Below are 19437 nucleotides of genomic sequence, written 5' to 3'. Positions count from 1 at the left end.
CTCCATTCCGGACGGTATCACCACGGGTGGTGACCGGGGCTCTGCCCGGCCCAGCGCCCACCGGTCGGCCAGGCGAACCCGTGCTCGTAGGCCCATTCGTAGGTGCGCCGGTTCCAGTTGGGGTCACCGTCGTGGAAGCTGCCGTCCATGTTCAGCCCCGGCGTGCCGCGGCCGGGGCCCTGCACGTGGTACTGGCTGCCGGGGATGTTCGCCTGCGGGGCGTCGAGCCGTCCGCCGCGGAGCTCGTTCGGCACCGATCCCGCGTTGTTGTGCAGATCGCGGCCCGCCTCGCGGATGAGCCGGTTCCGCTCGGCCGCCTGTTGCTCGGCGATCCGGTCGGGGTGGTTCTCGGCGTCCTCGTAGAGGCGGTTCCACGCGTCGCTGCGTGCCTGCTGGTTGGCCGGGTCGTCCGGGTCGAGGTTCCGGAGCGCGTCCTCGGCCTCCTGGCAGGTCATCAGGCCGAGCGGGTCGGTCAGCCGCATCGGGTTCGCCACGTAGGCGTGCGGGTTCGGCGTGCCGAACAGGCCGAGCGGGTCGTTGCTCTGGTACCGCCCGGTTTCCGGGTCGTAGTACCGGAAGAAGTTGTAGTGCAGCCCGGTTTCGTCGTCGTGGTACTGGCCGGGGAACCGCAGCGGGGTCGCGGTCCGCTGGTCCAGCGCGGCGAGCGCCTCGCCCCACAGCGTGGTCTGCGCGCGCCAGGCGAGTTGCCCGGCGTCGTCGACCAGTTCGGTCGGGGTGCCGACGAGGTCGGTCACGATGGCGTAGAACCGCCGGTCGATCTCCGCCTGCGAGGAGTGCTCGATCTGCGTCACCGGGCGGTTCCGGCCGTCGAAGTCCCAGGTCACCGCTTCCCCGTGCGGGCCGACCTGTTCGGCGACGGTCGAGCCGTCCCAGCTGAACAGCACCTGGCCGGTCACCGCACCGTCGTGGCCGAGGCGCTGCTTGGCGATCCGGCGGCCGAACGCGTCGTAGCGGTAACGCCAGTGCGTGCCGTCCGGGGTGACCACGCCGATCAGCCGGTCCTCGGCGTCCCAGTGGTAGTGCCAGGTGTCGGGCTTGCGGGACAGGCGCTTCTTCTGCTTCAGCACCACCCGGCCCTGCCGGTCGTACTGGTACCGCACGCCGCCGCTCTCGTGCACGACCGTGCCGGTCGCCCGCGCCACCGGCACCTCCGGCGCCGACGGCTCCCGGACCAGGTTCCCGGCGAGGTCGTAGGCGTAGCGCTCCTGCCTGCCCGGCGCGTCCACCGCGGTGATGCGGCCGATCGGGTCCACGCCGAAGTTCCGCGTGCCGCCGAGCGCGTCCTGGACGGCGAGCACCGCGTCGTCCGCGCGGTAGGTGTAGTGCCGCTGCTGCACCACGGTCGCCTGCCGGGTGTACCCGGTCACCGTGCTGACGGTCTGGCCGACCAGGCGGTGCTTGGCGTCCCACTCGCTCGCCATGATCAGGCCGGTGTCGAGCAGCCGCTCGACCTCGCGGCCCGCCACGTCGTACCCGAACGACAGCGTCCGCCCGCCGCTGTCCAGGCGCGACGCCCGGCCCAGCTGGTCGAACTCCCAGGTGCTCTCCTGACCGGACGGGGTCCGCCGGTGGACCATCCGGCCCGCGGCGTCGTAGCGGTAGGACATGGTGCGGCCGTTGACCGTCTCGGCGACGACCCGGCCGCTCGCGTCCCGCCGCATGGTCACTTCCGCGTCGGCGTTGACCGCGCGCACCAGCGCGCCCGCTTCGTCGAACTCGAAGGTGGACACGTTCGAGCCGCTGTGCTTCGCGGCGATCCGCCCGAGCTGGTCGTAGACGAAGCTGGTGGTCTCGCCCGCGCCGTTGACCACGCTGGTCAGCTGGCCGGCCGGGTCGTAGGTGTACCGGAGCTCGCGGCCGTTGTAGTCGATTTCGCCGACGCGGTTCCCGGCGGCGTCGTAGTGGTAGCGCCAGACCAGGCCCGCCGGGTTCCGCACCGCGACGACCTGGAGGTTGGTGTCGTACTCGAACTCGGTGCGCGCCCCGGTCGGGCCGGTGATGGCCGAGACCAGGTCGAAGTGGGTCGTCTCGGTGTGCGTCGACTGGCCGAGCGCGTCGATGTGCTCGACCCTGGCGCCTTCGCCGTCGTAGCGCCACCGCTCGACCGTGCCGTCGGCGTAGGTCCTCGCCAGCAGCTTGCCTTCGACCGTCCAGCTGATCGAAGACTGGTTGCCCAGCGGGTCGGCGATGGTGGACAGCCTGCCGAACTGGTCGCGGGTGTACCGGGTGGTCGCGCCGAGCGCGTCGGTCACCGCCACCGGCAGCCCGGCCGCGCTGACCTCGAGGCGGGTGGTGGCGCCCAGCGGATCGGTCTTGCCGACCAGGTTGCCGCGCTCGTCGCGCAGGTACCGGGTGGTCGCGCCGGAGGGTTCGGTGGCCGCGACGAGGTTGCCGCGCTCGTCGTAGTCGTAGCGCCAGACCGCGCCGCCCGGGTCGACCTGAGTGGTGGGCAGGCCGAACTCGTTGTACTCGGCGATGCCCTGGCTGCCGTCGGGCCGGGTCGCGGTGACCAGGTTGCCGTGGTCGTCGTAGGTGAACCGGGTGATGCGGCCGAGCGGGTCGCGGCGGGTGACGAGCTCGTCGCGTTCGTTCCACTCCTGGTGGGTGACGTTGCCGAGCGGGTCGGTCAGCTCGACCACGTTGCGTGCTTCGTCGTAGCGGTAGGTGGTGCGGGCGCCGAGCGAGTCGGTGAAGACGGTGGTCATCGCGTCGGCGTCGTAGTCGAACGTGCCGTTGAGGAAACCGCCCGCGCCTTCGTTGGCCACGCAGCGGCCCTGCGCGTCGTAGCGGTAGCCGTACCAGGAACCGGTCCGGTCGTCCCAGCGGACCAGGCGGCCCTCGCTGTCGTAGCGGAACTCCAGCGCCTTGGTCGAGGAGTTGAACACCTTGGCGAGGCGGCCGCGGTCGTCGTATTCGTACCGGACGACCTCGATGTCGGACTCGTCGGCGAGCAGGAACCGGGAGATCCGACCGTCGCTCTGCTCGACGAGCACGCGGTAGCCGCCGCTGTGGCGCAGCTGAGAAAGGGTGCCGTCGGGCGCGTAGTCGAAGTCGATGCGGTTCCGGTTGCGGTCCTCGACCGCGTCCAGCCTGCCGCCCCCGGCGAAGTGCAGGTACTGGTTGGCGTCCGGCTTGCCGATCAGGTAACCGTCGCCGGTGCTGGTCAACGGCCACCGGGGGCCGACGGCGGGCAGCACGGGCGTGTGGTCGGCCAGCGGAACGGGGTAGGTCAGCAGGGTGCCGTCGTCGGAGACGTAGACGATCCCGGCGCTGTCGAACTCCAGCCTCTGGTCCACTGTGGACGCCCAGTTCGGGCCGAGCGCGCGGCCCGCGCGGTAGGACGAGACGTGCACGCGGCGCAGGACCAACGGGAGCGCCGCGGGCAGCGCGAGATCGATCTGGCTGAGGATGACCTCGCCGGAGACGACGTCGACCGGGTCGTCCTTGCAGTACCGGCGTTCCGGCGGGGTTTTGGTGTCCTGCGGGTTGTCCGGGCGGTTGCTGGGGGAGTCGCTGCCGGGGTTGTTGCTGCCGGGTTTGCCGCTGTCCGGGGTGGTGGGGCTGCTGTCGGGGGTGGTGTCGGTGCCGGAGGGGGTGGTGTCGGGGGAGTTCGGGCTGGTGTCGGGGGTTTTGGTGGTGTTCGGCTTGGTGCTGGAGGGGGTGGTGCTGCTGCCGGGTTTGCCGCCCTTGCGCAGCATCTTCGACAGCTTCTCGATGATCTCGCCGAGTTTGTCGATGATCTTCTTGATTTTCGGGGAGACGTTGCCGATGGTTTTGACCAGCTTGCGGATGAACTCGCTGATCTTGTTGATGGTCTTGGTGATCGCGGTGGTGGCTTGAACGGCGATCACCGGCGTGGCGAAGCCGAGGGTGCCCGCGGCCTCCAGTGCCCAGGTGATGAGCTTGCCGACGAGCTCGGCGACGAGGTCGCGGACGAGTTCGCGGACGGCGGCGACGACGGTGCCCATGATCATCACACCGGCGGAGATCCCGTCGGCGAGGGAAGCCGCCCCGGCCAGGGCATCAGCCTGCTCGGCAGCCGCGCCTCGGTAGGCCTCGGCGCCTTCGCCTTGCCAGCCGGCGGTGCCGTTGGTGACTTCGTTGCCCAGGTCTCCGGCGATGGCGTTGACTTCGGCGGCGACGTTGGCCCAGGTGTCGGAGAACGACTGGATGACCGGCGGATCACCCGCCAGCCAGTCGAGCGCTTCCTTCAACGGCTGCACATGCTCGATCAGCCAGGACACGCCATAGGAGGCGAGGGTGCCGATGGGATCGACGACCAGGGAGAGCACTTCGAGCCCGACCCCGACCGCCCCGAGTCCGGCTTCGACCCACGAACCATCCGACACGCCGTTGGCCAGATCGACCGCGGACTCGGCGATCCCGATCCCCGTGACCCCGGTCGTCTGCGACTGCGCTTGGGCGACCAGCGGATTTCCTTCGGGCACGGCTCATCCCCTCCTTCGACGCGCCTGTCCGACGTCCGGAGGGGTCAGTTCGGTTCCCCCGCCGCGGAAGTTTCCACGACCAGCCGGGTGGCAGGGGTGAGCAGGCGGCTGGCACTGAGGCCGAACATGTCGCGGAAGCTGTCGCTGAAGTGGGCCGACGAGGCGAAGCCGGCGTCCGTGGCCGCCTGGGTCAGCGTGGTGCCCCGGCTGACCGCGGCCCCGACGTGCTGCATGCGCGCCCACAGCCGGTAGCGCCGGAAGCTCGTGCCCGTCTCCGCCGAGAACAGGTGCTGGAAGCGCGACGGCGACAGGTGCACCGCAGCCGCCACCTCCGCGGCCGTCAAGCGGCCACCGGGATCGGTCCGCAGGAGCTCCAGCGCCGCGTGGACGCGGGAATCCGACACCTCGCCGGAAGGACCGAGCACCGAGATCGGCAACCGGCCGTCCTTCGCCTCCCGCGCCAGAGCGGCTTCGTCCTCGTGGTCGACGTGGAGCGGGGGCAGTGCGGTCATCTTCGCGCGGATGCCCGCCAGCCAGGCGGCGCTCGGATCGCGGTAGAGGAACAGCATCCGGCCGTCCGAAACGATCTGGTTCCGCGTGCGCGCCGGGATCAGGGCACTGCGCACCCGGCGTTCGACGCCACCGGCCCGCACGGTGAACGGCCCGTCGACCCCGAGCGCGAAGCAGTGCACCGAACCCGAGTGCGCGCGCAACCGCAGCGACGGCCCGAGGTAGGCCGCTCGCCCCATCCCGGCCCACAGCACCGCCTCGGGGCAGCACGTTTCCGGAAGCGCCGCGTTGGTCATCACCAGCATGCTGGCACAGCCCGGCACCGCGGAACAGGAGCGCCCATGACCACGATCGTGCCCCTCGGGGTGGCCGCCTTCTTCCTTGCCATGGGTGCCTACGCGCTCGCCGCCCCGGCCGCGCTGGCCCGCCCGTTCCGCCTCACCGTCGACGCGCCGGAGAGCCGGTCGGAGATCCGCGCGGTCTACGGCGGGTTCGGCCTCGCCATCGCCGCGGTGCTGGTGCTCGCGGTGGCCGACGGCGGTGAGTTCCGGCGCGGGGTGGTGGTCACCGTCGGGATCGCGCTGGCCGGAATGGCGGTGGGCCGGGTGCTTTCCCGGCTCGTCGACAAAGGCACTTCGTTCTACCCGATCTGGTTCTACTTCGTGGTGGAGGCGTTCGCGGCCGGGCTGCTGTTCGCCGCGGGCTAGGCTTGACGGGGTGCTGACCGGAAAACTGGTGAAACTGCGCGCACTCGAACCGTCGGACGCCGAGGTCCTGCACCGCTGGAACGAGGACCCCGAAGTCGGCCGGTGGATGGTCAACGACTACCCGCTGTCGCGGGCGCAGGTGCTCAAGCGGTGCGAGGAACGGAGTCACAACACCTACGGCGACCTGACGCTCTGCGTGGAGACGCTGGCCGAGGGGCGGGCCATCGGCGTCGCCGCGCTGACCGGCGCCGAGCCCGAATCCGGCCGGGCCGAGCTGACGATCTTCGTCGGTGAGGCGGAGTTCCGCGGTGGCGGTTACGGCACCGACGCCGTCCGCGTGCTGTGCCGCTACGGCTTCGACTCGATGCGACTGCACGGCATCAGCCTGTGGGTGGTCGCGGAGAACGCCGGTGCCTGCCACGTGTACCGGAAACTCGGCTTCGTCGAAGAAGGACGGCAACGCGAAAGCTTCTTCCGCGACGGCCGGTGGCACGACATGCTCCTGATGAGCGTGCTCGAAGGCGAGCTGGTGGACTAGACCGCCACCGCGTCGACCTCGAAGAGCATGCCGGGCAGGGCCAGTTTCGCCACGCCCAGCAGGGTTTGCGTCGGCGGTTTGCCGCCCCAGATCCCGGCGATCTGCGAGCCGAGCACGGTCAGTTTTTCCTCGTCGTGGTCGACGATGTAGGTGCCGAGGCGCACCACGGACTCGAAGCCGAGCCCCGAGGCGGCGAGCGCGATCTTCAGGTTCGCGAAGGACTGGCGCACCTGCGCGGCGAAGTCGCCGTCGATGAGGTGGCCGTCGGTGCCCGCGGCCCACTGGCCCGCGACGAAGACCAGCCCGCCGTCGGTGCGGGCGACGTGGCTGTAGCCGTAGGGAACGGGATCGGCGAGACCCGCGGGATTCACGATGGTGTGCGACATGCCGCGATTCTGCTAGCTCCACCACGCTGGAGGTCAACGAAGGCCCGTCGGTTCGACTGGCTGGCCCGTTTACAAGACTGAACCGAACAGCTATAAACAAAACCACACAACATGGCGCAGAGCTGCGGCTCTGGTGAAAACGGGAGCCCTCATGCCGCTCGGTCACCGTGTCCGCTGGTCCGTGCTGGGAGCCACGGTCGCCGTGCTCGCGGCGACGGTGGTCTCGCCGTCCGCCGCGGCGGCGGCACCGACGCCGCTGTACCCCGCGGTGGGCGCCGGGACGCAGCTGCTGGACCACCGCGCCAAGCTGGCCGGATTCGTCGAACCCGAGTGGTACGAGGCCAACATCCCGTTCGTCGACCTGCCCGACCAGACCATCGAGGACACCTACTACTACCGCTGGCGCACCTACAAGGAAGCGCTCAAGTACACCAGCGAGGGCTGGATCGTCTCGGAGTTCCTCGGGCCGGTCGGCTACTCCGCACCCCACGGCGGGATCGTCGCCGCCGCGGGGCACCACGTGTACGAGGGCCGCTGGCTGCGCGACCACCGCTACCTCGACGACTACCTCGACTACTGGCTGCGCGGCAGCGGCGCCGGGCCCAAGCCGGCCACCGACCAGCTCAACGAGAACACCACCGACTGGGCGCACCAGTACTCGTTCTGGGCCGCCGACGCGATGCTGGCCCGCGCCTCGGTGGACGGCCGCTTCGGCTTCGCCGTGGACCGGCTGCCCGAACTGGAGAAGCAGTGGGCCACCTGGTCACCGCAGTTCAACGCCGAACTCGGGCTGTACTGGCAGGTCCCGGTGTGGGACGCGATGGAGTACACCGCCAGCTCGTACCAGAGCGACGACCCCTACCACGGCGGCGAGGGCTTCCGCCCCACGCTGAACGCCTACCAGTACGGCGACGCCAAGGCGATCGCGAGCCTGCTCCGGATGCGCGGTGACCGCCGCCAGGCCAAGGACTACGAGAACGACGCCAACGCGTTGAAAGCCGCGATGGAAAGCCACCTCTGGGACGCGGACGCGCAGTTCTACAAGCACGTGATGCGAGACGGCAATCCCGGCCGTGAGCAGCTCGAAGACCGTGAGCAGATCGGCTTCATACCCTGGTACTTCCACATGGCGCCGGCGGCGAACTCGGCCGCGTGGGCGCAGCTGACCGATCCGGCGGGGTTCGCCGCGGCGTTCGGGCCGACCACGGTGGAACGGCGCAGCCCGTGGTTCATGCACGACGCGCTGCTCGGCTGCTGCCGCTGGTCCGGGCCGAGCTGGCCGTTCGCCACCAGCCAGACGCTCACCGCACTGGCCAACCTGCTGATCGACTACCCGGCGCAGTCCTCTGTGGACCGTGACGACTACGTCCGGCTGCTCCGGGGTTACGCGGCCACCCAGCGCAAGAACGGCGTGCCGTACGTGGCCGAGGCGCACCACCCCGACGAGGACCGCTGGCTCTACGACAGCCCCGGGCACAGCGAGGACTACAACCACTCCACCTTCAACGACCTGGTGCTCTCCGGCCTGCTGGGGATCCGGCCGCAGGAGGGCGAGCGGGCCCGGCTGGCGCCGCTGGTGCCCGCCGACTGGGACCACTTCGCCGTGGAGAACGTGCCTTACCACGGGCGGAACCTCTCGGTGGCCTGGGACCGCGACGGCACGCGGTACGGCCAGGGCGCCGGGCTGACCGTGTGGCTCGACGGGAAGCGCGTGCACCGGCAGGCCGACCTCAAGCCGGTCGACCTCAAGGTGAAGACGGGACGGCCCCAGTCGCTGCCCACCGCCGTCGACGACCTGGTGAACGTGGCGGGCACCGGCTTTCCGTCGGCCACCGCCTCGCACACCTGGCCCGCCGACTCCCCGGCCGACGCGATCGACGGTCAGGATTTCCACCTCGACGTGCCCACCACGCGCTGGACCTCCTACGGCAGCCCGAACCGGGAGGACTGGCTCGCGGTCGAACTCGGTGCCGCAAAGCCCGTGTCCGACCTGCGCCTGTCGTTCTACGACGACGGCGGGGGCGTGCGCACGCCGGACCGGTTCGCGGTCGAATACCGGAACGCGGCCGGGGAATGGGTTTCGCTCCCGGGGCAGACGCGCGTGCCGCCGACCCCCGAACGCGGACGGCTGAACCGCGTGCTCGTCGATCCGCCGGTGACCGCGGACGCGCTGCGCGTCCGCCCGGTCCGCGACGACGGGGGAGCGGTCGGCATCACCGCGTTCCAGTCGTGGCGGTGATCAGGCGGAAACCGGCGTCCCATTCGTCCAGCGCCACCAGTTCCCGGTGGCGTTCCTGCCAGCGCCCGGAATCCAGGTCCTCCCGCAGGCGGCGGATGCCGCGGTCGACGGCGGCCGGATCGGTTTGCGCCAGCGCGGAACACGCGCGCCGGACACCGGGATCGAGGTAGGCCGCCGGGCGGCGCCAGTAGGCCGGGAACACGCCGTCGGTGAAGTCCCACGGCACGGGCAGCGCGGTGACGCTGTCCGCGCCGAGCTCGTCGGCGATGTCCTCGGCGGACGGACGGCTGAGTTCCAGCGCGGCGATCTCGGGCACGTACTCGCGGACGAACCAGAACTCGGTGTGGCGCCGGGTGTCGTAGGCGAGCACGACCTGCCGTGGCGCGATCCGCCGCAGCTCGGCGAGCCCGGCCCGCCAGTCGGTCCAGTGGTGCACGGTGAGCACGGCCAGCGCGGCGTCGACGGCCTGGTCGCGGATCGGCAGCGCCTCGGCGACCGCGCGCACGGCGGGGCTCGCGGACGGCGGGCGCTGCCGGATCATCGCGGACGACGGCTCCACGGCGAACACCGCCCGGTCGTCCGGTTCGTACGAACCGGTCCCGGCACCGACGTCGGCCACCGTGCGCGCGGCACCGAGTGCCCCGAGCACGGCGGCCATCCACCGCGGGTCGGTGCGGCGCCCGAGCGAGTAGCCGGTCCCGATCCGGTCGTAGAGTTCCATGCCGCCAGCATGTCAGCCGATCGAGACGCCGAAGACCTCCAGCGCGGAATACGCCCCGAGCGCCATGATCGCCAGGCTGCTCAGCACCAGCGCGCCGGTGAGCACCGGGTTCGGCCGGAACCGCTTGTCGGGTTCGCGCGAGCGCAGGTACCACACGGCGATCACCACCGCGATCAGGAACACGCCCGAGCCGATCCCGCCGATCTGCACCATCAGCACCGGTGACTGGACGAACAGGAAGAACGAGGCCCACAGCGGCGGGAAGCAGAACGTCAGCACCCGGATCGTGCGCCGCCGGACCGCCGGGTCGCGCCAGTTCAGCACGCCCAGCACGCCGAGCGTGTTCGTCCACAGGCGCGGCACGCTCGCGGTGGACCCGACGTTGGTGGAGAACAGCACCGCGATCGCGCCGACCAGGAACACCACCTCCGCCCACGGGCCGAGGGTGTCGGTGTACATCCTGGACAGCGTGGTGATCATCGCGTTGCCCTGCGGCACCAGCTGCTGCGGGTTCAGCACGGCCGCGCCGATGACGTAGAACGACAGCGTGCACAGGGTGCAGACCAGCCACGACACCGCCACGTCCAGCCGCATCACCTTGAGCCAGCCCTCGGCGCGGCGGTCGCGTTCGGCTGAGCCGTCGGCGGGCCCGGTCCACCGGGCATAACCCTTCTCGATGCACCAGTAGGTGTAGGTGGTCATCTCGTCCGCGCCGACGCCGGTGGAGCCGAACATCGCGACCGCCAGCCCGAGCGCCCCGGCGGGCACGGCCAGTTCCAGCCCGCCCGCGATGTCCCCGGCGTCCCAGCCGAACTGGGTGAACGGCAGTGCCAGCGCCAGGCCGACGGTCACCATGGTGAACAACGCGACCGCGATCACCGAAGCGGTCTCCACCACCGAGTACCGGCTGCTCTGCAGCAGCGCGATGGTGACCACCACGATGATCACCGTCCACACCGCGGTGGAGGTCGAGCTCAGCGGCTCGCCGGCGATCGGCCACAGCACCGAGCAGGCGGCCGCCGTGCCGCCGATGATCCCGCCGCGCTGGAACATCTTGGCGAAGTCCATGCCGATCCACAGGTAGTTGATCCAGCTGCCGCGCCGCGTGCGGGGCGGGACGTCGCTGAACGCCTCCAGCGCGGGCCGCCCGGACAGCACGGTGAGCCTGCCCAGCTCCATCTGCACCCAGACCTTCACCGTGGTGGCCACGATGATCAGCCACAGCAACGCGAAGCCCGCGCGGGCGCCCAGCGAGGTGGTCAGGATCAGCTCGCCGGAACCCACCACCGCGGCGGACAGGATCATGCCGGGACCGAGGTAGCGCAGCCGCCCGCGCAGGGTGGCAGGCGGCTCCCGCACGTCGTCCGCGCTGAGCGCGTACAGGTCGCCCTTCGTGGCCGTGGTCACGAGAACTCCACGGTGTCGACGGTGTGCGCCTCGATGGCTTCCCAGTCGTAGGTGACGCCGAGGCCGTGGCCTTCGGGGACCGGCACGCAGCCGTCGGCGCCGATCGCGGTGAGGCCGTCGCGGTAGTCGTCGGCGTAGATCAGCTGACTGCGCCCGATCTCACTGGATTTGGGGTGCACGAAGGACATTTCGTAGTAGTTGGTGTTGCGCAGGGAGGCCATCAGCTGCCGTTGCGCCGGGCCGGGTGTGTGCAGTTCGACGTCCAGGCCGAGGCCCTCGGTGGCGTGCGCGATCTTCACCGCGCCGGTGATGCCGCCGTCGTACTCGGCGTCGGCGCGCACGAAGTCGGTGCCGCCGCCGATGGCGAAGTCGACGTGCTGCTCCAGGCCGCGCACGTGTTCGGTCTGCAACAGGGGAGTGCGGATCAGCTCGCGCAGCCGCTTGTGCCCGAACACCGAGATGCCGGTGTCCTTGTAGGGATCCTCCAGCCACAGGAAGTTCGCCTCGTCGCAGGCGCGGCCGACCTGCACCGCGTGCGCGAAGGTCTCCAGCTTGCAGCCGGGGTCGAGCATCAGGTCCATCTCGGGGCCGACGGCCTCCCGCACCTTGGTGATGGTCCGGACGACCTCCGGCACGTCGTACTCGTCCCAGACGTGCAGCTTGTACGCGCGGTACCCGAGTTCCTTGCAGGCCACCGCGAAATCGGCGTACGCCTCGGGGCTGTCCAGCCCGCCGTTGCGGTCGCCGGCGGCGGTCGAGGCGTACGCGGGCAGCCGGGTCTTCCAACCGCCGAGCAGGGTGCGGATGGACGCGCCGTGCGTGCGGCCCGCCAGGTCCCACAGCGCGATGTCGACGAAGCCCATGCCCATCTTGTCGAACTTGCGCAGCTGCCGTTTGACGTCGTTGTAGATCAGCTCGCGCTGCAGCGGGTCCTTGCCGATCAGGTAGTCGCCGAACATGCCCACCTGCGCCGCGGCGATCGAGTTGCCGCCGACGTACTGCCCGACCACGCCTTCGTCGGTGTAGACCCGGATCGCGTAGGCGCTGGTCGGCTTGCGGCTGCCCGGGGTGTACACCAGGGAGAACCCGGTCGGGTGCTTGGCGAAGTCGACCATGTCGAACTTGGCCTTGTCGATGCGGACGCGCTCGATCTTCATGATTTCCTTTGCGGGGTGGGGGAGTTCAGACGGCGGCGTGGCGTGGCTCGGCTCCGTCGAGCACGCGCAGCACGCCTTCGGCCACGGCGGTGCCCATCGCGGCGTTGGCTTCCCTGGTGCACGCGCCGATGTGCGCGGTCAGCACCACGTTGGGCGCGGTCAGCAGCGGGCTGCCCGCGAGCGGCTCGACGGCGAACGCGTCGAAGCCCGCGCCGCCGAGGTGCCCGCTGTGCAGCAGTTCGGCGGCGGCCACCTCGTCGACCAGCCCGCCGCGGGCGGCGTTGAGCAGGATCGCGCCGGGCCGCATCGCGGTCAGCCGGGCGCGGTCCAGCAGCGGCGGCGCACCGGGCACCGCGGGCAGGTGCAGGCTGACCACATCACTGTCCAAAGTGGTCTCCAGATCGGCGGACGGCACGGCACCGAAGGCGTCGGCGGGCAGGAACGGGTCGCGCGCCACCACGGTCATGCCGAACGCGCTCGCGTACCCGGCGATCATCCGCCCGATCCGGCCGAAGCCGACGATGCCGAGGCTGCGCCCGGCCAGCTCACCGCCGAAGGTCTTCGGCCACCGGCCCGCGCGCACGGCTCGGTCGTTCTCGGCGATCCCGCGGGCCACGTCGAGCAGCAAGCCGAAGGTCAGTTCGGCGACCGCGCGCGAATTGCTGCCGGGGGCGTAGACCACCCGGACGCCGTGGTCGCGGGCGGCGTCGAGATCGATGTTGTCGTACCCCACGCCGTGCTTCGCGACGACCTTCAGCCGTGGTGCCGCCTCGAACACCTCGCGGTCGATCGGGTCGAGCCCGACGATCAGGGCGTCCACTTCGGACAACCGGGCGAACAGGTCGGCACGTGGTAGCGCGCCGTCCTCCCGCGGTCGTTCGGCGCGGACCCCGGCCTCGCGCAGCATGTTCCACGGTTCCTCGGAGTACCGGCCGAAGGTCGGCGTGGTGATCAGGGTCAGGCTCATGCGTGCTCCCGCCAGCCGGGCCAGTCCGCGTCGAGCCGGACGTACTGGATCGATGAGCGGTGGTGGGTGAAGGCCACGTGCACCCGGCCCCGGTCGTCCTGCGCGATCGACGGGTACGACAGCTCCCGGTTGACGCCGTCGCGGGAGTTGTTGGTCAGGCAGTACCCGTCGCCCGTGGCGAGATCCGGGTGGCGGTGCCAGGCCCGGCCGTCGTCGGATGAGGTGGCGAGCGCGAGCGGCGCGCGAGGCGCACCCCAGAACGCTTCCCGGTCGCCGGTGTCACCGGAAACGGGCACGGCCGGGCGTTCTTCACCGCCGAGCGCGCCGGTGTCGTCCACCTCGTCGTACAACCCGGCACGCCGGTGGGTGGCGTCGGCGGCGCTGCTCGCGTTGTAGACCAGCGCCAGCCCGCCGTCGGCGAGCCGGGTCGCCTGCACCGAGGAGTTGTTGTTCGGCAACGAGGTCGGTTCCGGCTCGGTCCACTTGAGACCATCCGGCGAGGTGCTCGTCCGGATCACGTCGGCGAAGCGGCTCCGGTAGAACGCCACGAACCCGTGTTCGGCGGGCAGCACGTTCATGTGCACCGAGCCGCGGCTGCCCGGCACGTCGTACCGGGTCCAGGTGGCGCCCGCGTCCTCGCTGGCGAACACCGCGCTGGTGTCGTCGCCGCCGGACCAGGTGCCGGTGGCCGGGGTGAGGCAGCAGAACGCGGGCAGCAGCCAGGTACCGGACGCGGTGACCAGCGGCGGCTGCCGGACGAACACCCCGCCGGTGGGGCTCGCCGGGAGCAGGACCCGGGGTTCGCCCCAGGTCCGGCCGCCGTCGGCGGACCGGCGCGCCCGGACCTCGGCGGTGTCCTGGCGGCCCGCGTGCTGCGCGGTCCAGAACAGCCACAGCTCGCCGTCCGGCGCGGTGAACAACACGGGGTTCTGCTCGGAGCGTTCGGGATCACCGGTCAGCGCGACCGGTTCCGACCAGGTGTCACCGTCGGGCGCCAGCCGGGAGAACCAGATCCGGATGTCGTGCACGCCTTCCTGGGTGCCGCCGAACCACACGCAACCGAGGTCGCCACCGGGCAGCACGGCGAGATTGGCCGCGTGGGACTGCGCGGTCGACGCGGTGAGCCGGGCCTCGACACGACCGGGCCCGGCTTCGGTCAGCTTCACTGCTCACCCCGCGCGGCCCGCAGGTGCGCCCTGGCCGCCTGCTCCAGGTGCACGAGGTCACAGGCCACCGTGGCGAAGGTGTACCCCTGCGCCAGCCGCCGCTTCGCGACCTCGCCGGCCGGGGTGTGGATGCCCGCCGCGATGCCCGCCGATTCGGCCGCCTTGGCGATCTTTTCCACCGCCTGCTCGAAAACCTCGTCGACGGCCGGATCGGTCGAGGTGGCCCCGCCCACGGCGAGGCGAAGGTCGGACGGGCCGACGTACAGTCCGTCGACGCCGGGCGTCGCGGCGATCTCGTCGACGTTGTCCAGCCCTTCCGGCGTCTCGATCATCGCCAGCACCAGCACGGATTCGTTGGCCACCGCGGGGGTCGGGCCAACGCGCAGCTGCGACCGCATCGGCCCGTACGACCGGCGGCCCTCGGGTGGGTACCGCGCGGCGCGCACGGCCGCCGCGGCGTCCTCGGCGTTGTCGATCAACGGAACGATCACCCCGGTCGCCCCGGCGTCGAGCACCCGGCCGATGGCGAACGGGTCGTTCTGCTCGACCCGCACCATGGCCGCCGACGTGGCCCCGGCGTCGATCGCCAGCATCGCGTTGCGGATGCCCTCGTAGGCGATCAGCCCGTGCTGGGCGTCCACGGCCACGTAGTCGTAACCGAGGCGGCCGAGCCGTTCGGTGGCGATCGGGTCGTCGAGCACCACCCAGTACCCGACGGCCTGCTGCCGGCTCCGGACCTTGCGGGCGAATTCCAGTGCGCTCATGGGAAAAACTGCTCCTGTTCTCAGCGGTTGTAGGCGGGCATCGGGCCACGCAGCCGCGCGCCCACTTCGTCGCAGGCGGCGACGACGTCCTCGGGCAGCGGACCGCGGCCGAACGACTCGATGTTCGAGAGGAGGTGGTCGAGCTTGGAAGCGCCGAGCAGCACCGCGTTCACCACGGGCCGCGAGAGCAGCCAGCGCAGCGCCAGTTCGGTGGGCGGGATCCCGGCGCCGTCGGCGATCGCGGCCAGCGCTTCGACCGCCTCGAACAACTGCGCGTCCCAGTAGCGCTTCCGGTACATCTCGGCGAGCACCGAGTCGCCGAACCGGCCGGCCGCCGGGTCGCTGTCGAACCGGTGCCTGCCGGTGAGCAGGCCGCCGCCGAGCGGGTTGTAGACCATCGTCTCCAGCCCGGTCGCGGCCGCCATCGCCGCGTACTCCTCGTCGATCCGCCGCGCCAGCAGGTTGTACAGCTGCTGCGCCACCACCGGCCGCGGCGCACCGACCTGGTCGGCCACCCGGTTCAGCTCGACGATCTGCCACGCGGCGAAGTTCGACACGCCGAGCTGCCGGATCTTGCCCGCCTCGACCAGTTCGGCGACGGTGGCCAAGGTGTCCTCGAAGCGAGCCGCGCCGTCCGGCTGGTGCAGGTAGAACAGGTCGATGTGGTCCACGCCGAGGCGGCGCAGGCTACCGTCCACACTGGACCGCAGCCCGGCCGGGGAGAGCGGTGAGTGCGTACCGGCGTCCGGGTGCGGCATACCCGCCTTGGTGGCCAGCCGGATCCGGTCGCGGCGGGGCGCGAGCAGCGGGGCGAGCAGTTCCTCGGTGGTGCCCTTCGCGTACCCGTTCGCCGTGTCCACGTCGGTGATCCCGGCGTCGAGCGCGGTGTCCAGCATCTTCTCCGCGTCGGCCGCGGTGACGGTGTCGCCGAAGGTCATCGTGCCGAGAACCAGCCTGGGTGTCATGAATTCCTCTCCGTGGTGATGGCGCTGAGCAGGTGCCGGGGTTTGCGGCCGGTGATGGCCGCCGGGTCCAGTGCCGCGTCCCGCAGCGCGCGGGTGTAGCCGGCTTCGGGTGCGGTGAGCACGCGCTCGGCGGGGCCGTGCTCGACCACCTCGCCGTGACGCATCACCAGCACCTCGTCGGCCAGATCCCGCACCACACCGAGGTTGTGCGAGATGACCAGGTAGGCCACGCCGGTCTCGGCCTGGATGCTCTTGAGCAGCGCGAGGACCTGGGCCTGCACCGACACGTCGAGCGCGCTGGTCGCCTCGTCGCAGACCAGCACGTCCGGCCGGCACGCCAGTGCCCGCGCGATGCCGATGCGCTGGCGCTGACCGCCGGAGAACTCGGCGGGCCGCCGGTCCAGCGCGCTTTCCGGCAGTTCGACGCGGTCCAGCAGCTCCCGCGCGGCCTGGCGGCGGCCCTCGCGCATTCCGCGCAGCTTCAGCGGTTCGCCGACGATCTCGCCCGCGGTCAGGTGCGGGTCGAGCGAGGCGTACGGGTCCTGGAAGATCATCTGCACCCGGGCGCGCAGCGGCCGCAGCCGCCGTTCGGACAGGTGCGTGATGTCGGTGCCGTCGAGCAGGATGCGGCCCGAGGTGGGCCGCTGCAGCCGGACGATGCTGCGGGCGATGGTGCTCTTGCCGCAGCCGGATTCACCGACGATGCCGACCGTCCGGCCGCGCCCCAGCTCGAAACCGACGCCGGACACCGCGCGGAACTTCCGGCCCGCCCGGCCGGGGAAGTCGACGACCAGGTCTTCGACCTTCAGGATGGCGGTCACGCCCGCACCTCCTTCGCGGCGAGCCGCGGCACGGCGGCCAGCAACTGCTTCGGGTACGGGTGGACCGGCGCGTGCACGACCTGCTCGACCTCGCCGCTCTCGACGAACCGCCCCTGGCGCATCACGTGGAGCCGGTCGGACACCAGGCGCGCCACCCCGAGGTCGTGGGTGATCATCAGGATCGCCACCCCGGTCCGCTCCTGCAGTTCCATCAGCAGGTCCAGCACCCCGGCCTGCACGGTCACGTCGAGCGCGCTGGTCGGCTCGTCGGCGATCAGCAGCGACGGCTCGCCCACCAGCGCGCAGGCGATCAGCACGCGTTGCTGCAGGCCGCCGGAGAGCTCGTGCGGGTAGCGGTCGAGCAGCCGTTCCGGATCGGGCACGTGCACCCGTTCCAGCAGCTCACGCGCCTTCTCGCGGGCTTCGCGGCGGCTGCCGCCGTGTCGCAGGCGCACCAGTTCGGTGAGCCTGCGGCCGATCGTGTGCACCGGGCTCAGCGCGGTCATCGGGTCCTGCGGGATCAGCCCGGCGACCCGGCCGCGCAGCCCGGTCACCGCAGCCGGATCGGCCACCACGTCGTGCCCGGCCAGCAGCGCCTTCCCGGACAGCACGGCCAGATCCGGCGGCAGCAACCGGAGCAGGCCCATCGCCGTGGTCGACTTGCCCGAACCCGACTCGCCGATCAGCGTCACCGTCTCACCGGGATCGACGTGCAGCGAGATCCCGTCCACCGCGCGGACCACCCCGCGGTCGGTGACCAGTTCGACCTGGAAGTCCTCCAGCTCCACCAGCCTGCTCATGCGCCAGCTCCCTTCCGGCCCCGTCGATCGCGCAGTCCGTCGCCGAGCAGGTTCACGCCGACCACCAGCAGCACGATCACCAGCCCGGGCAGGGTGACCAGCCACCACGAGGTGGTCACGTAGTCCTGGCCGTCGGAGATCAGCCGGCCCCAGGTGGCGAACGGGCGTTCCGGCCCGGCGCCCAGGTAGCTCAGCGCGCTTTCCAGCAGCACCGCCTGCGCCAGCAGCAGGAGCACCACCAGGCTGGTCTGGCGCACCACGTTCGGCACCACGTGGCGAAACAGCACGCCGGTATGGGTCAGCCCGAGCGTGCGGGCCGCGTCCACGTACGGCTTCTCGCGTTCGACCAGCACCATCGACCGGGTCAGCCGGGCCACCTCCGGCCACTGCGCGATCGCGATCACCGTGGTGATCACCGGCACCGACGGGCCGAACAGGGCCACCACCAGCAACAGCATCATCAGCAGCGGCAAGGACATCTGGGCTTCGAGCAGCCGTGAGACCACCGCGTCCACCCAGCCGCCGAAGTAGCCGGCCGCGGCACCGGCGGCCAGCCCGATCAACCCGGAGACCACCACCGCCAGCACGCCGATCAGCACCGAGACCTGACCGCCGTCGAGCACCCTGGCGAGCATGTCGCGGCCGAGCTGGTCGGTGCCGAACAGGTGCCCGCCGGTCAGCGGTGGCAGCCGCCGCTCGCCCAGGTTCTGCTCGTTGGCGTCGGGGATCGGCAGCAGGTCGGCCAGCGCGACCGGCAGCACGACCAGCCCGGTCAGCACCGCGCCGATCCGGATCTTGGCGCGGGCCGTGCGGGAGCGGCGGGTGACCCCGGCGTCGCGCAGTTGCTTCGGCGTCACGCGGCTGGGACGTTCTTCCACCGTCGTCATCGTGCTGCCGCCTTTCCGAGGCGCACCCGCGGATCGAGCAGCGGGTAGAGCAGGTCGATCAGGAGCTGGGCCAGGATCGCCAGCGCGGCGGTGACCAGCACGGTCGCCTGGATCAGCGGGTAGTCGCGGGTCTCCAGCGCGCGCACCACGAGCGAGCCGACGCCCGGCCAGGAGAAGACGACCTCCACCACCACGACGCCGTTGAGCATCGCGGCGAAGCGCGTGCCCAGCGCGGTGAGCACCGGGATCGCCGAGTTGCCCAGCGCGTACCCCCACACCAGGCGGCGTTCGGGGATGCCGTGCGCGCGGGCCACGGTCAGGTAGGGCGCGGTCAGGTTGGTGACCATCTCGCGGCGGACCAGCCGGGAGATCAGCGCGACCTGGAGCAGCGCCACGGTGACCGCGGGCAGCACCAGCCCGCCCCAGGTGGTGAACCCGGACGAGGGCAGGATCGGGATGAGCACGGAGAAAACGGTGAGCAGCATGACGCCGCTCCAGAACTCCGGCATGGACTGCGCGGCGACGCCCGCGATGTTCGCGCCGGTCTCCCGCGGGGTGTCGGCGCGGCGGGCCATCCAGATGCCCAGCGGCAGCGCGACCACGGCGGTCAGCCCGATCGCCGCGAGCGCCAGCGTGATGGTGTACGGCACGCGGTCGAGCACCACGTCGAACGCGGGCGCCCGGAACGAGTACGACGTGCCCAGGTCGCCGGTGAACAACTGGCCGAGGAAGGTCAGGTACTGCGACGCGATCGAACCGTCGAGCCCCAGCTGGGTCCGGATCCGCGCGAGGTCCTCGGCGGTGGCGTTCGGCGCGGCGAAGGCGGTCGCCGGATCGCCCGGCGCCATCCGGATCAGCACGAAGACGGTGGACACGGTCAGCAGCACGACGAGCGCGCTCTGGCCGAGGCGCTTGAGGAGGTAGGAGGTCACC

17 protein-coding genes are annotated in these 19437 nt (G+C 71.2%); 3 read left to right on the top strand and 14 right to left on the bottom strand.

Annotated features, from left to right (window positions below; genetic code table 11):
* Nucleotides 1-17 precede the first annotated feature (17 nt).
* Together JYK18_RS39270 and JYK18_RS39265 are read right to left on the bottom strand one after the other, a co-directional pair.
* Nucleotides 18-4469, bottom strand: a complete 4452-nt coding sequence (locus JYK18_RS39270) for an RHS repeat-associated core domain-containing protein (protein WP_206808915.1) — start codon at nucleotides 4467-4469, stop codon at nucleotides 18-20.
* A gap of 44 nt (nucleotides 4470-4513) precedes the next feature.
* On the bottom strand, nucleotides 4514-5275 hold the full coding sequence (locus JYK18_RS39265) for an AraC family transcriptional regulator (protein WP_242583967.1): 762 nt from the start codon (nucleotides 5273-5275) through the stop codon (nucleotides 4514-4516).
* Nucleotides 5276-5320: 45 nt separating this feature from the next.
* On the opposite strand from JYK18_RS39265, the gene JYK18_RS39260 reads away from it, so the two are divergent.
* Complete coding sequence (locus tag JYK18_RS39260; protein WP_206808912.1) at nucleotides 5321-5686, top strand: DUF4345 family protein; 366 nt, start codon at nucleotides 5321-5323, stop codon at nucleotides 5684-5686.
* A 10-nt stretch (nucleotides 5687-5696) separates the two neighbouring features.
* The gene (locus JYK18_RS39255; protein WP_206808911.1) at nucleotides 5697-6224 is read left to right on the top strand and encodes a GNAT family N-acetyltransferase; all 528 of its coding nucleotides are present in this window, start codon (nucleotides 5697-5699) and stop codon (nucleotides 6222-6224) included.
* Here JYK18_RS39255 and JYK18_RS39250 read toward each other — a convergent pair.
* The gene (locus JYK18_RS39250) at nucleotides 6221-6610 is read right to left on the bottom strand and encodes a RidA family protein (RefSeq protein ID WP_206808910.1); all 390 of its coding nucleotides are present in this window, start codon (nucleotides 6608-6610) and stop codon (nucleotides 6221-6223) included. The genes JYK18_RS39255 and JYK18_RS39250 overlap by 4 nt on opposite strands.
* Before the next feature lie 151 nt (nucleotides 6611-6761).
* Here JYK18_RS39250 and JYK18_RS39245 point away from each other — a divergent pair, with 151 nt between their 5' ends.
* Nucleotides 6762-8849: a discoidin domain-containing protein gene (locus JYK18_RS39245; protein ID WP_206808909.1), complete on the top strand. Its 2088-nt coding sequence runs from the start codon at nucleotides 6762-6764 to the stop codon at nucleotides 8847-8849.
* Here JYK18_RS39245 and JYK18_RS39240 read toward each other — a convergent pair.
* Genes JYK18_RS39240 through JYK18_RS48190 form a run of 11 tightly spaced genes read right to left on the bottom strand, consistent with a single transcriptional unit; the run spans nucleotide 8824 to nucleotide 19436 of the window.
* A complete protein-coding gene (locus JYK18_RS39240) occupies nucleotides 8824-9570 on the bottom strand; it encodes a class I SAM-dependent methyltransferase (protein WP_206808908.1) in 747 nt (248 codons plus the stop codon). The two genes, JYK18_RS39245 and JYK18_RS39240, sit on opposite strands and share 26 nt — an antisense overlap.
* A gap of 12 nt (nucleotides 9571-9582) precedes the next feature.
* Nucleotides 9583-10977 carry an Nramp family divalent metal transporter gene (locus tag JYK18_RS39235; protein WP_307796261.1) on the bottom strand — a complete coding sequence of 465 codons (1395 nt, stop codon included), beginning with the start codon at nucleotides 10975-10977 and terminating at the stop codon, nucleotides 9583-9585.
* The gene (locus tag JYK18_RS39230; RefSeq protein WP_206808907.1) at nucleotides 10974-12134 is read right to left on the bottom strand and encodes an enolase C-terminal domain-like protein; all 1161 of its coding nucleotides are present in this window, start codon (nucleotides 12132-12134) and stop codon (nucleotides 10974-10976) included. The genes JYK18_RS39235 and JYK18_RS39230 overlap by 4 nt, the downstream gene beginning before the upstream one ends.
* Nucleotides 12135-12159: 25 nt before the next feature.
* Entirely contained in the window at nucleotides 12160-13101 is a 942-nt protein-coding gene (locus JYK18_RS39225; RefSeq protein ID WP_206808906.1) for a phosphoglycerate dehydrogenase, read from the bottom strand.
* On the bottom strand, nucleotides 13098-14267 hold the full coding sequence (locus JYK18_RS39220; RefSeq protein ID WP_206808904.1) for a sialidase family protein: 1170 nt from the start codon (nucleotides 14265-14267) through the stop codon (nucleotides 13098-13100). Before JYK18_RS39220 ends, JYK18_RS39225 begins: the two co-directional genes overlap by 4 nt.
* Nucleotides 14264-15031 (bottom strand): HpcH/HpaI aldolase/citrate lyase family protein, encoded by a 768-nt coding sequence (locus JYK18_RS39215; RefSeq protein WP_206808903.1) that lies wholly within the window; start codon nucleotides 15029-15031, stop codon nucleotides 14264-14266. The genes JYK18_RS39220 and JYK18_RS39215 overlap by 4 nt, the downstream gene beginning before the upstream one ends.
* A 20-nt stretch (nucleotides 15032-15051) precedes the next feature.
* Nucleotides 15052-15996, bottom strand: coding sequence for an aldo/keto reductase (locus tag JYK18_RS39210; RefSeq protein ID WP_206808902.1), 945 nt, complete (start codon nucleotides 15994-15996; stop codon nucleotides 15052-15054).
* Nucleotides 15993-16817 carry an ABC transporter ATP-binding protein gene (locus tag JYK18_RS39205; RefSeq protein ID WP_206808901.1) on the bottom strand — a complete coding sequence of 275 codons (825 nt, stop codon included), beginning with the start codon at nucleotides 16815-16817 and terminating at the stop codon, nucleotides 15993-15995. Before JYK18_RS39205 ends, JYK18_RS39210 begins: the two co-directional genes overlap by 4 nt.
* Nucleotides 16814-17617, bottom strand: a complete 804-nt coding sequence (locus JYK18_RS39200) for an ABC transporter ATP-binding protein (protein ID WP_206808900.1) — start codon at nucleotides 17615-17617, stop codon at nucleotides 16814-16816. Before JYK18_RS39200 ends, JYK18_RS39205 begins: the two co-directional genes overlap by 4 nt.
* Nucleotides 17614-18504, bottom strand: coding sequence for an ABC transporter permease (locus JYK18_RS39195; protein WP_206808899.1), 891 nt, complete (start codon nucleotides 18502-18504; stop codon nucleotides 17614-17616). Before JYK18_RS39195 ends, JYK18_RS39200 begins: the two co-directional genes overlap by 4 nt.
* On the bottom strand, nucleotides 18501-19436 hold the full coding sequence (locus tag JYK18_RS48190) for an ABC transporter permease (protein ID WP_206808898.1): 936 nt from the start codon (nucleotides 19434-19436) through the stop codon (nucleotides 18501-18503). Before JYK18_RS48190 ends, JYK18_RS39195 begins: the two co-directional genes overlap by 4 nt.
* Between the last annotated feature and the right edge of the window lies 1 nt (nucleotide 19437).

It is taken from the genome of Amycolatopsis sp. 195334CR (assembly GCF_017309385.1).
Taxonomy (GTDB): Bacteria; Actinomycetota; Actinomycetes; order Mycobacteriales; family Pseudonocardiaceae; genus Amycolatopsis.
Note: the sequence above shows the minus strand (reverse complement) of the source record. Positions and strands in the feature narration are given on the sequence as shown.